The sequence below is a fragment of the Candidatus Minimicrobia vallesae genome, from assembly GCF_018866205.1.
Lineage (GTDB): Bacteria > Patescibacteriota > Saccharimonadia > Saccharimonadales > Saccharimonadaceae > Nanosynbacter > Nanosynbacter vallesae.
Genome location: NZ_CP076459.1, coordinates 206,333 through 219,463, shown reverse-complemented (window position 1 = coordinate 219,463; position 13,131 = coordinate 206,333). Strand labels below are relative to the sequence as shown.

Genomic DNA, 13,131 nt, shown 5'->3' with positions numbered 1-13,131 from the left:
CCATCAACTTTCGTTCCACTGACTCCACTATACTACCCACAGCTACCCACTTGCAAGCCCTTTTTATGACTTTTTACCCATTTTTACGTCAAATAAAAACTTTTCCACATTTTTGTGGAAAAGCCTAGTGTTGAGTTGATGTAAACCTACGCTATTAGTGGTTTTAGACAATGGATTAGCACTTAAGGTTATTTCAGACCAGCCTACAGTTGAAAGGCAGCCTAGTATACGCTTTTAACAATAAAAAGAACACCGGCGAACCGCTCAAGTAAGGCGATTTAGTTCCGGTGGTTCTTAGCGTCAGTATAGTAAATAATACTCAATAAATCAATAGCGATAAGCTCCGGCGCCCTCTTCAATAAACTACTAATGAGATCTAAAGGCTGTACCTCTATATCTCTCAACAGACTCCCTACTCGCCCGCCTCAAAACCTCATCAATCGCCAGCGCGTCAGGAGAAACTTCCAGCGCCCTACGGTTAATTCCATATAGATACAAATTGTCCAAATCTCGCACGCGACTCAAAGCCACATAGCCCATACCTTCAACAAACGCCTTCCTCAGGTCAATCTTAGCCGCATCCAGCGTCATTCCCTGACTTTTGTGAACCGTTATAGCCCACGCCAAACGCAGTGGAACTTGAGAAATGCTCGCTCGTTTACGCTCTCCGTCCCGCAATTCCCAAATATCCGGTACCATCGTCACCCGACGACCATCTCGAAACTCAACAACCGGATATTCCGTCAGCGGCTCAAAATCAACTACCGTGCCGATACTTCCATTGGCATATAATTTTTGCGGCGAATTTTTAACCGCCATCACCAACGCGCCCAGCTTAATCACTAAATTTTCTGGCGCCAGAACCGACCTTTGCAGATTCTCTACATAAATTTTCGAGCCCGTCGTCGTTTGCTGATACGAGCGCTCTTCTCCCGGCAATTCCGCCAATTTTTGAATATTGATATCATCAACATCAACGTTTACGGTGTGTAGTTCTGTTATATCACCATCTGGCGGCTCAATTTCCGTGCGCGCCAGCAACGCCTCGACGTGACGTCGCCTAACATCGCCAGTTCTTAGAGCGGTCAGAATCTCCAAAAGCTGCTCATCATTCTGACGATATTGTCGCTCCAAATATAAAACCGCCGGCTGAAGTTCTTGCCAAGCATCAGAATAAACCACAAAACCGCCGCCCTGCTCGTTCGGACGGTTCACTGGCGGCAATTGGAAAAAGTCGCCACTCATCACCAACTGAATACCGCCAAACGGCTGATCATTTTCCCTGACGGTTCTTAAAACTTTATCAATCATATCCAGCCGAAAATCGTGAAGCATTGAAATCTCGTCAATGATCAACACGTCAGTTTTAGAAATCACATCACGCCGCGTTTTTGACAATCGTTCAAAAAAATTGTTCGGCAAATGATCACTCACACCAATGCCACTCCAGCTGTGAATCGTATTGCCACCAAGATGTGTCGCCGCCAGACCAGTCGTCGCTGTTACCGACACCTTTTTACCCCGTTTTCGCGCCTGCGCAATAAAATTATTCAACAGGTGAGTCTTACCAGTTCCAGCCGCACCAGTCAGCAACGCCGACCGACCGCTCAGTAGAATAGCCAGCGCTAATTCTTGATCCATTTTAGCCTCGTGGCGGTTCGCCTTCTGGCTCGCCGAGCAGCTTCTTCGACTTAATTTCGTAACGCTTGCCCGTGATTTTACTCTCGATATAATCCTCATTGATGAGATTTACGAACATATCCAAATCATTGCCGTCCATGATAATAATCGCGCCGTTATCATCGCTCATCAACTCCAATTGCATCTCATCGGCATAGTCCAAAACATCTTCCTGTTTAACTGCGCCGATTTCCAATTTCTGCAATTTATTAATCGTCTTTTTGCGTTCCTTCACCAACGCATTAAGATCCATTCCCTCTGGAAAACTTAGCTTATATTCCTTCTCAATTTCCGCTACTTTTTTATCAGCAATCACCTGCTTTTTATATTCATAGCCAAACATTCGCTCAAATTTTCCAGGATTAAACGCAAAAATATCTTTACCGACAATCAAAACCTGATTATCATCCGGAACCTTAAAACCAACCTCCGCATTAAACGAACCAAATTTGCCATCAGAAAATTCCCAAGCCAACGCACTCTTCAGCGTCTGACCTTGCTGGATTAGCTTAACCGTGTAAAATATTGCGTCAGGATTATTCGGATCGGTAAATCGCGCCACAATTCCCTTCATACGCTTAAATTCGTGCTCAGTTTCCGAAAACTCCACGATGTCATGACGCTCATGTTCAATCAAATGAATCAGCGTTTCAGCTCGCCCAACCTTTTCCAGGTCAGTCCTCAATAAAACATTATCTTCCGATTCGCTCAATTCATAATCGCGAACGCTCAATCCAGTGCCCGCACCCAAATTGACCTGATTGATATAATCAAACAAGAACAACGGCCTGAGCTGCTGCTCAACATCGCCTTTTATCGGCATAAAATACGGCGTGTAATTTTTGCTAAATAAGAACAGCTCTATCTGTAAATCATTCTTTTTTGCGTCATTTTGATTTGCCCACAAAAAAATATCAGTCGTTTCCCTCACTTCTTCCATTTTTCTAGTATAGCAATTTTTATCAGATGTCGCTAGCAGTTATTTAGCCAATCTTTCGCCTTCACGCGCCCGATTAGCCCATTCGTCCGCTAGTTCATTCCCTTCGTCGCCCTCATGACCGCGCACCCAACGCAAATCCGCCTGAGAGTTTGAATATAATTCGTACAATTCGCGCACAATATCCAGATTTTTAATCTCGCCGCCCTTCTTCGTCCAGCCGCGCTTTTCCCAGCCCGGCGCCCACTTGGTAACCACGTTAATCCAAAATTCACTATCAGAATAAATCACACACGGCGCGCCATTAGCGTCTTTCAATGCCGCAATTAAAGCTTTGCCCTCCATGCGAATATTAGTGGTATCGCCATCTTCTGACCCCAAAATATAAGGCTGAAGATCACGAATAACCGCAAACCCACCTGGACCGGGATTCGGCGAAGCAGAGCCGTCAGTATAGTAAGTTGTCATTATCCCTATTATAACACTTACTGTACTCGCTTACGGTAGAGTGCATTTGGCGCAAACATGACTGGATATACACCACGGGTGATAGCCGTCAATGCAGTTTTACCCATTGCCCTTGAGATTGGGTTACCCTTACCATATTTCATATGCTCCACGCGCTTGTGTAGCTTCTGCAGCCAACGCAACGAATCATTGCCGTTGTTCTTATACACTGCGTGGCTTGTAACATCTGTTCTTGCTAATTTTCGGTCAAGGTCAGTCATGATCTGCACTTCTACTGGCAACCCCTCAGGACCAACGAGCGCCGAGGCCCTCGAGACACGGTAGGGTGTTTCTTCCTCCCTCAGTTCCTGATTTACGACTGCTTTATTTGCCGAGGACAAAGCACCATGAACCGTGTTGACGTATGTCGAGTCGCCTTGTACATAAATCGGCTGGCTAACACCATCACCTGAGCGTAAAAGCAGATTGTTATTGACAGTGATGGTGTCCACGAATGATGAAAATACCTTGGCAAGGTCTTCTGTCTGCGTTGCGTGAATTTCTGCAATCTCCTCATCCCGCATCTCATAGTGATGATTTCTATCAAACGTATCGTCACCCGCGTCGCAAATCACAAGAAAGGCAAACGCGTCCATGATATCATACCCCTCACCCTTCACCGACATTTTCTTTGCGGTTGAGCCGATGGATTTTTGTCGGAATAAAACTCGACGCAACGCACCAGCTATAGGTATCATCAACTCAGCAAAACGGCAATTAACACCGCTATACACTTCATCTGATGTTTTATTAACGATCCAACTCACTTCTGGCTTTTCAGACAAACCAAACATCTGCATCGCCAATTCTGCTGGGTCTTTTTCGGCATTCGTACGATACGCTTCAACGGCTTTGTCGATGATGTCTTCGCGCCCTTGCCCACGCAATCGATAGATGTTACAGGTGCTGGCCATTTCTGCAGCCATCGCGTCATAACCAATCGCTTCCAAAAATGGACAATAAAATGATTCTGCTTCAAGAATATTGCGCAGCTGCTGTGAATCCTGCTTGGGTGGATTCTTGAGATTGTCCATCATTTCTGCTGCTTTGATGACCAGAGATTCAATGTTCACCTCTCCTGCCAATTTTTCCAGAGCAGTACCGCGAATCTCCGGCATACCCATACGCCAACCAGCCACGTTCACCATGCCTTCATATGATGAATTCATGATTTGTTCTTTGTCGTGTGCACTTATCCCATTTGACTGATGTTTGATAGACTCTCGATAATCACGAGCTTCCGTACCGATAACCACCTGGTCATGCATATAGTCAATGACTGATTTGTCTGAGTCCTCAAGCTGAGCGATATATTCTTTCCAGCCTTCTTGCACACGGTCCGACAGTTTTGCCCTCTCATCAGTCTCGCGGTGTAACGTACGCCCAGGAATATCGTGCAACAACATAGCATCAGCCATCGCGCGACGCCTTTCAGGGTCAAGTGTCTTGCAAAATGTTGAAAGTATCTTCAAAGAGCGATACGCGTGATAGATCGGAGTTCCATGCTATGAGTCAAAATCTGCTTCGCGCACGGACATTAAGCTTCTGTGCTTCATTGCTCCAAAACCAACTGTCAGGAATATTATCTTTCAATAGATTCAGATGCACAACTTCCTTCTGCATTTTTTGTGTTGCACTCGGCACGCTATACTTTTATCCGAGCATAACCTCGCTAACTGATTAACACTCAAGAATTGAAAAGTTTTTGCCGCCCATTAGGCAAAATAAATCCGCATCAATTCGCGCGCTACCCTGTCGGCATCGTGACGAATCAAGCTGCGCTGAGCCGCTAATGGATCGCTGCTGGAGTTCGTATTGACCCACACGTCATCAGCAATCAAACGCTTGCCCGACGCATAATAATGCTTTTTCTTCAGCAATTCCTTATCCCACTCGACCAAATATTCGCCGTCGTGAGCATATTTCTTTATCAATTCCTCTGGCGGGCGATGGTTATTGTAAAGCACATAATCCATATTCACCCCTGAAAATCGCTCAATTTCATCCGCAAAATCCGCCACGGTAAATCCATCAGTCTGCGTTGGTTTTGTGACCAAATTGCAAACATAGACTTTCTTCGCCTTCGTTTCAGCAAGCGCCCGAGTAACGCCTCGAACCAACAACGCTGGCGCCAAACTACCATATAAAAGCCCCGGCGCAATCACCACCAAATCGGCATCCAAAATCGCTTGACGGGCTCGCGGGTTAATCGTAGCTGGCGGCTTAAGCTCTAGCCACGGACGCTCGCCGCGCGGAATCTTTAGCGACTCAGCCGCGTGCTGACCATCAACAACCGTGCCGTCTTTCAGCTTAATCGACATCGTTGTATCGTCCAGAGTAATCGGATAAACTCGACCATTGACGCCCAAAACTTCGCTAGCCAATTCCACTGCATCAGCAAAACTCCCTGTCATCTTTTCCAGCGCCGCCATGAATAAATTGCCGAACGCGTGACCTTTCATACTGCCCTCGCCGAACCGGTAATTGAACAAATCGCGAACTTTCGGCGAAGTACTCAGCGCCACCAAGCATTGCCTGACGTCGCCCGCTGGCAACACGCCCAATTCATCGCGCAACACGCCAGTTGAGCCGCCATCGTCGACCATATTGACCAACGCTGTGATGCTGTGTGTATATTTTTTCAATCCAGAAAGCAGCGTGAAACTTCCCGTTCCGCCGCCAATAACTACAACTTTTACCCCAAAATAATCATTATTCGAACCATTTGTCATGCTTGAATTATAGCACCTTGGAAAGCCTAAACCAACGTGCCTTTTGGCAACGCCCATTCCAAAAATGGCTGCTGCTGACAATCAATCGCGTTGATAATGTGCGTGGCAATTTTCGCAGGATCGTTGAAAAACATATAGTCAGCCGGAAGATCGCGCCCATTCCAAAACGGAGTTTTCATGGCGCCCGGCAAAAATAGCGCAACTCTAACTGGAAGTTTTTGCTCATCTGCCTGCATTCCCAAACTTCGCGCCAAACCCGCTTGAGCGTGCTTCGTCGCAACGTACACAGCTTCATCTGAGCGCGCTTTAACGCTACTTGTCGACCCGATAATCGTCAGTACAGACTTGCGATTCTGCGTTGACATCTTACGCCAAGCCCATTGAACCAGCGGCAACGCGCCCGAAAAATTAACTTCCGCCATACTGCGAACACTCGGCTGATCTTCAAAATTGCCGCGCCAGCCATATCCAGCCGCCCACACAAATTGATCAATATCATCGCCGTTTAAAATCTGCTCAATTCGCGCCGACGCCGACTCCACTTGATCTGAATAATACACATCCAGAGGAAAACCCTCGCCGTGCTTCTGCGGATTATGAGTCTTGCCCAGAACCAGCACACGCTCGCCACGCTCTCGCAGCTGCTTCGCCATTTCTAATCCAAGCCCACTCGTCCCACCAAGAATAATATGCATATGGTTATTATAGCAATGGCAATATTAAATGTAAATTCCGTATCTAAGCCTCGGCCACGCTTCTGCCAGTTCCTCGGCTGAAAATTCCTTGACAGAATCCAGCTCTTGTAAAGGCGTTTCCAAACAAAGCCCAACAGCCACGGCAGCCACTCGTCTCATGAGATATTCCGCATTATCTGAAGAAAAATAAGCATCCCTTCCCTAAATCCTCCTTTTATCCCGCCGCAGAATGTACACCCCGCTTATCCCGCCAGCTTCGCAGCTCAGTCCTATCATACGGAAACTGAGATGGCGATTGTATGGATGTGGACCGGCTAGGGAGACGCTTCTCTGCTAATTTGATGTGTCCTGAATATTTATGACCGCGACTAGCCAATATTATGTCCATATCGAGAATCCGTCTTCTTTAATAGCTAATCTGTCAATAGTGTAAATAACGAATTCTCGTTGACTTCGCCCTCCATAATATTCTCGATATTAACCCTGGCGCCGTAATTATCAGTTTTCCTCATACGTCAAATCTTTGGCTATCTTCTTATATTCTCTCCACATTGGCTGCCAAAATCCACATTGCCATGAAAACGAGAAACAAATTCATCCACTTTATCCGGAGAGAAACTCTCAGTAGGCGATTCCTTAAGCTCTTCTAATGACAGTCCTACACAATGCAAAGCCACGGCTCCGACGCGTAAAGCAAGTCTGACACTTTCCATCTTCCTTCTTGTCGTCGTCAGGGTTTATTTTCATTGAATCAGGGACAACAAGCTCGGTTGGTATTACTTTGCGCAAGAAAGAAATTCCACTATGCGACATAGGATCAGCTATCAGTCAGCCGCTTTACCTTCACTTCATCTTCAACGTCGAGGCACTCTGAAATAGACACTCGCGCCATATTCTCACCGATTCCGCGGACCTTCTCTATTAAATTATCATGACTACGAATATCACCCACTCTTCTGGCAAACACCATGGACGCATTCACCGTCCCATCTTCTTCCAAAGACCAATCGCCATCATAGATTCCAATCAAGCGCCGACTTTCGACAGAGGAATAATTCTCTGAGTATCACCAGAGTCAATAAATCTAATATCAAAAGATACGCCGCCTGTACTTTTTTCCATGCCTGATATTCTATACTATTTTATGGAAAAAGTCAATACTATTCTGTCGGCAAACTATTTGCGCCACACAATTTCTGCCACTTCAAATGCACTTTATATCGAAGCGGCGCACCCGACTCGCTCTCTTGGAGTCGCAACTCTTCAGGATCCATAAACATCACTTCGTCCGCATCAACGCCCGCTGAAAAATCAAAGTTTTCCGTCCACACACGACAAGAAAAACAAATTTGGTTAGCATCAATTCGCTCAATATAAATCTCGTCCGACGCGTCAAAAAGCTGATAGCGAAGATTACCCTTATAGCCAACTTCTTCATATAATTCCCGCTTCAAAGCCGACTCAAAAGTTTCACCATAATCCATTCCGCCGCCAGGAAGATCCCAAAGCGGCCGCCCATCCTCTTTAACAACCAAAATCTGCCCAGCATCGTTGTAAATCAGAGCTTTTATGGAAACGCGATACAGACAATCCAGATGGTCCGTTCCATCTAAATTCTGTGTAATGATATGTCCGTTGGTGATTTTTGTCATGAAAGTCATTATACTACACCCGAGCGCTAGATAGCTAATACCATTTCACCTACAGTATACTCTGTCTTTCCAATATCTCCATACCATTAACTACTCATTGGGTGTTAATAAGTTAGGAATTACCTAAATTACCTAATTGTGATACTCTTTTATTTTTCCTGCATATTCAGTCAAAAGATTCTTTGAATAAATTTTTTCATTTCTTGAATCTCTAACTTCTTTCCAAAGAATAGCAGCTACTTTTAACTTATTCGAATAGTTGCGACTATTTTCGTCTGCACAGAAATCCTTTAAAAATTGATTCCATTGACAAACCGAATTATCATATTTAGCATAATCCGATTTTCCATAATAAACTTTCAGCATATCTTGAATCGTAAAACTCAAATCATTTTCACTTTTTACTTTTCTCCAAGCAGTAGCCATATCAGCAGTAAATTTAAAAGGTGCAATACCTGTTACGGCAGAGAAATATTCTCTAAATTTTGTATTAAAGGAAAACCCACATTCAAGTAATGGCATATATAGAGTAATATTTTCAACTTGCTTTGTTTCGTTTTTTATTGATGATTTTTTAATTAAATTACCCTTAAAGTACTGCTCAATAATATGATTGAGTTCTTGTTTTGTACCTCTATGTTCTAATGCTAGCGACCTGCATATCTGTGAAAGTTCTTCACGATACCAATAGTATTGATTAAACTCATCAAACGATGTGATTTTATCAAACTCAGGTCTACTTTTTGTCAATCTTTTATCTCCTCAAAACCAATTTGCTTTTTTCACGTCCAATATCTACAACTCCTCAACCTTCACTCGCCTCTGTTCCGTCGTATCCCGCTCACGAACAGTAACAGTGTCATCTTCCAGCGTCTGAAAATCGACAACCACGCAGTGCGGCGTACCAATTTCATCCTGACGGCGATAACGCTTACCGATGTTTCCATTGTCATCCCACATAACGCGTCCAGGATTTTTCTTAGATAGGTTGGCGTAAATTTCACGCGCCTTCTCCACCAATTCTGGCTTATTCTTAAGTAGCGGTGAAACGGCAAATTTAACTGGCGCCAAATGTTCTGGAAGTGCCAGATAAACACGCTTACTGCCGTTCTGCTCGTCCTCACGATACGCGCTCGACAAGACCGCCATCAGCGCTCGCTCGACGCCAAAACTCGGCTCAATCACGTGCGGCACAAACTTCTCATTCGTCCCCTTGATCGTATATTCCATACTTTTTCCGCTGACGCGCTGAATATTCATCAGGTCAAAATCAGTCCGATACGCAATCCCCATCAGCTCTTCCTTGCCAATTGGAAAATCGTATTCAATGTCAATCGTTTTCTTACTGTAATGCGCCCTGTCTTCCGCCGGAACATCCAGCTCGTGAATATTCTTAGGGTTTAATCCCAACGCCTCCAAAAACTCGTGCGTCGACTTCAACAATTCATCAAACGCTTCCTGCCAATTTTCTGGATTGACAAAATATTCAATCTCCATTTGCTCAAACTCTCGAGAACGGAAAACAAAATCTCGCGGCGCAATTTCATTGCGAAACGCCTTGCCCTGCTGAGCAATTCCAAACGGCAAGTCTGGATAAAAACTATCAACAACGTTCTTAAAATTGGTAAAAATTCCCTGAGCAGTTTCTGGACGAAGATATGCAACGCTGTCTTCACTTTCGGTGGCGCCAACGCTCGTCTTAAACATCATATTAAACGTTCGAGATTTACTCAGTGGATTTCCGTCTGGGCTCTTCTTCTTCTTATTGTTCATTTCATCCATTTGTCAAGCCGTCAACATCAATACCATTATCCTTTAGATATGTGTTCGGTATGATAACGCCGATGATTAACCGTATCTTCGCACAATGGGTAGCGACACTCGCATCCACCTGCGCACTCCTTCCAACTTTCGTATACATCATAAAAACGCCTCAGGGATATACTAAATATCTGCGTTTTAGTCAATAATACTTTCGCCACCATTAATTCAATTGTTCGATCCACTTGCATGCTCAACCTTATCCTTAAGCATATGGTCGGTACGATAACGCCGATGATTAACCGTATCTTCGCACAATGGGTCAACGAACGTATCCACATGCCCACTCGCCTTCCAGACTTTCGGATTCATCAAAATCGCCGCATCGACGCCATATATATCGTCGCGCTCGTCAACAAACATTCGCCACCATAAATTCATAATGTTGCGCTTCAATTGAACGCCAAGCGGACCATAATCCCACGTTCCAGACAAACCGCCGTAAACATCCGAACCCTGATAAATAAAACCGCGGCGCTTACACAGGCTAATAATATCTTCCATTTTTGCTTGACTCATCAAAAAACCTTTCTCCATGTTGGCAACATGGCGATTCACATTATTTCCTACATTATACCATTTTACTGACAGTTTTACACTGCGGCGTGTTGCCGGGCGTTCAGCCATCAATCGTTTATAACCTCAGTTATTCCGCCAATTTGCGCCACATTCGCGAGCGGCTTTGCTTGAATTAGCCTCAGTAGCTTAATAGCGTCCGCGCCCAAATCGCCCTGCTCCGCCAATCTCAATGCCTTTTTCCAGCCGCTATCCGTTGATAATGTTTTTTATCACGGCGGGCAGCGTCGGATTTTGTATATCGTCTGTGCGCGTGTTGCCGAGCTCGATCTCCCGAGTTCCAGCTCTTGCGTGTTGCATGTGGCGCCACGTTTGAGTCGGTTTTTAGGTTTATTTGCCGGATTGTTGCAATTGCTAGCTAAAACTAAATCGGCGCGTTGCCGATGCCTAATAGCATTACTGGTTCGTGCATCTTTTCGCTCGCTGCAGACACCAGTTTCATCACCGAATACGCAAATTGCATCCGATCGTAATCCTCCAGAATATGTCGATAAAAAGCCGACAATCGAGCGGAAGTCAACAGCCCCAAATCGCCCCGACCAGAGCGAATAACCACGTCGCAAATCGCGAATAATTCAATTCCGCCCGCCAATTTACTGCGCTCGCGTCGCACGCCTTTTGCGATTACGCTACGTCGACCTTTTGGCGTTAATAATTGCAAAACTCGGTCAGCTTCGGCATAATTTGTTCGCCTCAGAACAATTGCTTTTACTCGTTCACTCTGCCCTGTCGTTTTTTGGAACCTCGCGAAAAATCGCCCGCGCCTCATTCGGACGCATCGATGTTTTATTCAAAATTGCCTTCACACCAAGCGGACGCAAATCGTCCATTTTAACGTCGATATTCGTACAAACCACAATCGGCAAACTCGCCAAATCCGCGTGCGATCGCAGCTCATTCAACAGAGCAATCGCCTTTTCCCCAGCCAACAACATATCCAAAATTTAAAGCGTCAGGTTGCCAATCTTCAATAATTTCAATTGCCTGCCCCCCAGAAACCGCCACTCGATATTCCGCGCCAACATCCGCGGCAAACTTGCCCAGAATATCCGCCCAATTCTTATCATCCTCAACGATTAACAGTTTTTTCATATCAAACTCAACTGCCGACTAATTGGCATTTCTACATAAAAAGTCAGTCCATCACGATGACGAATCAGACCAATCCGCCCATTCATCGCCCGCGCAAATTGATTCGCCACGTAAATCCCCAGCCCGCTACTTTCCGGCCTTGTTCGCACGGTTTTTCGCGTTTCCATTTCATCAAGCAAAAGCCGATATTCCTTCAAACTCATCATCGGCCCAAAATCCCGCACGCTCATTCTCACGGCATCTTTTGTCGCCTTAACCGAAACCTTAATCTCCGATCCGTCCTCCGTATACGCCAGCGCGTTATTCAAAAAATTCGCTAAAATTCGCCCCAAAAGTGTTCGGTTCGCTAATATCAATTGACTATTTCGACTGCTCTTAGGCCAGCTAACTTTTCGTCCGTAAAGCATTGCGTTGAACTTCGTTTCCATCGCTACTTGCTGACATAAAGCCAACGGATTGACCGGCTCAAGCGGAAATAACGATGGTGTTAAATTGGCTGAATTTGCCAAATCAATCGTAAGCTGCAACGCCTGCTCAGAAGTCCGAATAATTCGTTGCTGGATCTGAGTTTTATCGGCAGAACTGGTTAAATCGTCGTCCAACAGTAGCGCCAATTGCCTAATCAAAGCCAGCGGCGTTTTCAGCTCATGTGCCGCCACCAGAACACTCGGCAATCCCCCAAAATCAGCATCACTCCACTCTTTACCTGCCATACAATTCTAGTATAGCAAATATGGATCTGGGTTTTTCTATTCAGAGATTTTTACAGTGCTCAATATAGTCTGGAAATCTGGCTTAAACGTATCCGCGTCGGTTGAAAAACGAATAGTTTTATCGCGAACTTTCATCAAAACCACAGAGCCGCGCAATTCTTTCTCAAACGTACCGTCAATTCGAGTTGCTGAAATTCCGTTAAACTCGGTACTGCTTGAGGTCAATTCACCTTTCTTTAGTCGTGATTGATAATCATTCAGCACCGTATCCATATTCTTATTGATAATCTCTAGCCTCAGCGCAAACCGACTATTTTTATTAGTTGTCGAAGGAACTGAAACAGGATGAAGATAAGCTTTATAATCACCCCTGTCGCTACCGTCATTCCCTATATATACACTCCAAGTTTTTGGATACATGAACGACACTCGACCGTATTCAGCAGGACCGACAAATTCAATACGCGGGTTTTTTGCTTCTTCAGAAAATTTCTTCTGGTCTGATTCGGCTTGCTCGCTCTTCCCCTTAGCAACTTCAATCGCAACTTTACTATCAACACTGCTTTTTTCTCGGGAATATTGCATGTACGCCCAAATTGCCAAAGATCCAGCAATCAAAAACAATATCAGACAGCCGATTGTGCCGACCATCCAGCCATTAACTGAGCCACGCTCACTCTTATCTCTCGTCATCATATTGTAAAGTATAGCTTATGCTTTAATTGA

18 protein-coding genes are annotated in these 13,131 nt (G+C 45.0%); all 18 read right to left on the bottom strand.

What is annotated here, in order from left to right; translation table 11 throughout:
- Positions 1 to 366 precede the first annotated feature (366 nt).
- Complete coding sequence (locus tag KOY49_RS01560; RefSeq protein ID WP_232736431.1) at positions 367 to 1,641, bottom strand: ATP-dependent DNA helicase; 1,275 nt, start codon at positions 1,639 to 1,641, stop codon at positions 367 to 369.
- Position 1,642: 1 nt separating this feature from the next.
- Positions 1,643 to 2,620, bottom strand: coding sequence for a Kiwa anti-phage protein KwaB-like domain-containing protein (locus tag KOY49_RS01555; protein ID WP_129744768.1), 978 nt, complete (start codon positions 2,618 to 2,620; stop codon positions 1,643 to 1,645).
- A gap of 39 nt (positions 2,621 to 2,659) precedes the next feature.
- Positions 2,660 to 3,085 (bottom strand): ribonuclease H family protein, encoded by a 426-nt coding sequence (locus KOY49_RS01550; protein WP_232736430.1) that lies wholly within the window; start codon positions 3,083 to 3,085, stop codon positions 2,660 to 2,662.
- 17 nt (positions 3,086 to 3,102) lie between these two features.
- A complete protein-coding gene (locus KOY49_RS01545; protein ID WP_232736429.1) occupies positions 3,103 to 4,542 on the bottom strand; it encodes a hypothetical protein in 1,440 nt (479 codons plus the stop codon).
- 297 nt (positions 4,543 to 4,839) lie between these two features.
- A complete protein-coding gene (locus tag KOY49_RS01540) occupies positions 4,840 to 5,856 on the bottom strand; it encodes a gluconeogenesis factor YvcK family protein (protein ID WP_165000139.1) in 1,017 nt (338 codons plus the stop codon).
- 26 nt (positions 5,857 to 5,882) lie between these two features.
- Entirely contained in the window at positions 5,883 to 6,551 is a 669-nt protein-coding gene (locus tag KOY49_RS01535) for an SDR family NAD(P)-dependent oxidoreductase (RefSeq protein WP_129744049.1), read from the bottom strand.
- 24 nt (positions 6,552 to 6,575) lie between these two features.
- On the bottom strand, positions 6,576 to 6,710 hold the full coding sequence (locus KOY49_RS04910; RefSeq protein WP_269802170.1) for a hypothetical protein: 135 nt from the start codon (positions 6,708 to 6,710) through the stop codon (positions 6,576 to 6,578).
- 658 nt (positions 6,711 to 7,368) lie between these two features.
- Positions 7,369 to 7,581, bottom strand: coding sequence for a hypothetical protein (locus KOY49_RS01530; protein WP_232736428.1), 213 nt, complete (start codon positions 7,579 to 7,581; stop codon positions 7,369 to 7,371).
- Positions 7,582 to 7,711: 130 nt separating this feature from the next.
- The gene (locus tag KOY49_RS01525) at positions 7,712 to 8,203 is read right to left on the bottom strand and encodes an NUDIX hydrolase (RefSeq protein WP_232736427.1); all 492 of its coding nucleotides are present in this window, start codon (positions 8,201 to 8,203) and stop codon (positions 7,712 to 7,714) included.
- A gap of 132 nt (positions 8,204 to 8,335) precedes the next feature.
- Positions 8,336 to 8,953 carry an SAP domain-containing protein gene (locus tag KOY49_RS01520; protein WP_232736426.1) on the bottom strand — a complete coding sequence of 206 codons (618 nt, stop codon included), beginning with the start codon at positions 8,951 to 8,953 and terminating at the stop codon, positions 8,336 to 8,338.
- A gap of 45 nt (positions 8,954 to 8,998) precedes the next feature.
- Complete coding sequence (locus KOY49_RS01515) at positions 8,999 to 9,976, bottom strand: glycine--tRNA ligase (protein ID WP_232736425.1); 978 nt, start codon at positions 9,974 to 9,976, stop codon at positions 8,999 to 9,001.
- A 216-nt stretch (positions 9,977 to 10,192) separates the two neighbouring features.
- Positions 10,193 to 10,651 carry a glycine--tRNA ligase gene (locus KOY49_RS01510; RefSeq protein ID WP_232736424.1) on the bottom strand — a complete coding sequence of 153 codons (459 nt, stop codon included), beginning with the start codon at positions 10,649 to 10,651 and terminating at the stop codon, positions 10,193 to 10,195.
- The gene (locus tag KOY49_RS04905) at positions 10,651 to 10,773 is read right to left on the bottom strand and encodes a hypothetical protein (protein ID WP_269802169.1); all 123 of its coding nucleotides are present in this window, start codon (positions 10,771 to 10,773) and stop codon (positions 10,651 to 10,653) included. The genes KOY49_RS01510 and KOY49_RS04905 overlap by 1 nt, the downstream gene beginning before the upstream one ends.
- 191 nt (positions 10,774 to 10,964) lie before the next feature.
- Entirely contained in the window at positions 10,965 to 11,369 is a 405-nt protein-coding gene (gene recO / locus KOY49_RS01505; protein WP_232736423.1) for a DNA repair protein RecO, read from the bottom strand.
- Positions 11,317 to 11,502: a hypothetical protein gene (locus tag KOY49_RS01500; protein ID WP_232736422.1), complete on the bottom strand. Its 186-nt coding sequence runs from the start codon at positions 11,500 to 11,502 to the stop codon at positions 11,317 to 11,319. The genes recO and KOY49_RS01500 overlap by 53 nt, the downstream gene beginning before the upstream one ends.
- A complete protein-coding gene (locus KOY49_RS01495) occupies positions 11,495 to 11,692 on the bottom strand; it encodes a response regulator transcription factor (RefSeq protein WP_232736421.1) in 198 nt (65 codons plus the stop codon). The genes KOY49_RS01500 and KOY49_RS01495 overlap by 8 nt, the downstream gene beginning before the upstream one ends.
- Entirely contained in the window at positions 11,689 to 12,405 is a 717-nt protein-coding gene (locus KOY49_RS01490; protein WP_232736420.1) for a sensor histidine kinase, read from the bottom strand. Before KOY49_RS01490 ends, KOY49_RS01495 begins: the two co-directional genes overlap by 4 nt.
- Positions 12,406 to 12,441: 36 nt before the next feature.
- Positions 12,442 to 13,101: a hypothetical protein gene (locus tag KOY49_RS01485; RefSeq protein ID WP_146423101.1), complete on the bottom strand. Its 660-nt coding sequence runs from the start codon at positions 13,099 to 13,101 to the stop codon at positions 12,442 to 12,444.
- Between the last annotated feature and the right edge of the window lie 30 nt (positions 13,102 to 13,131).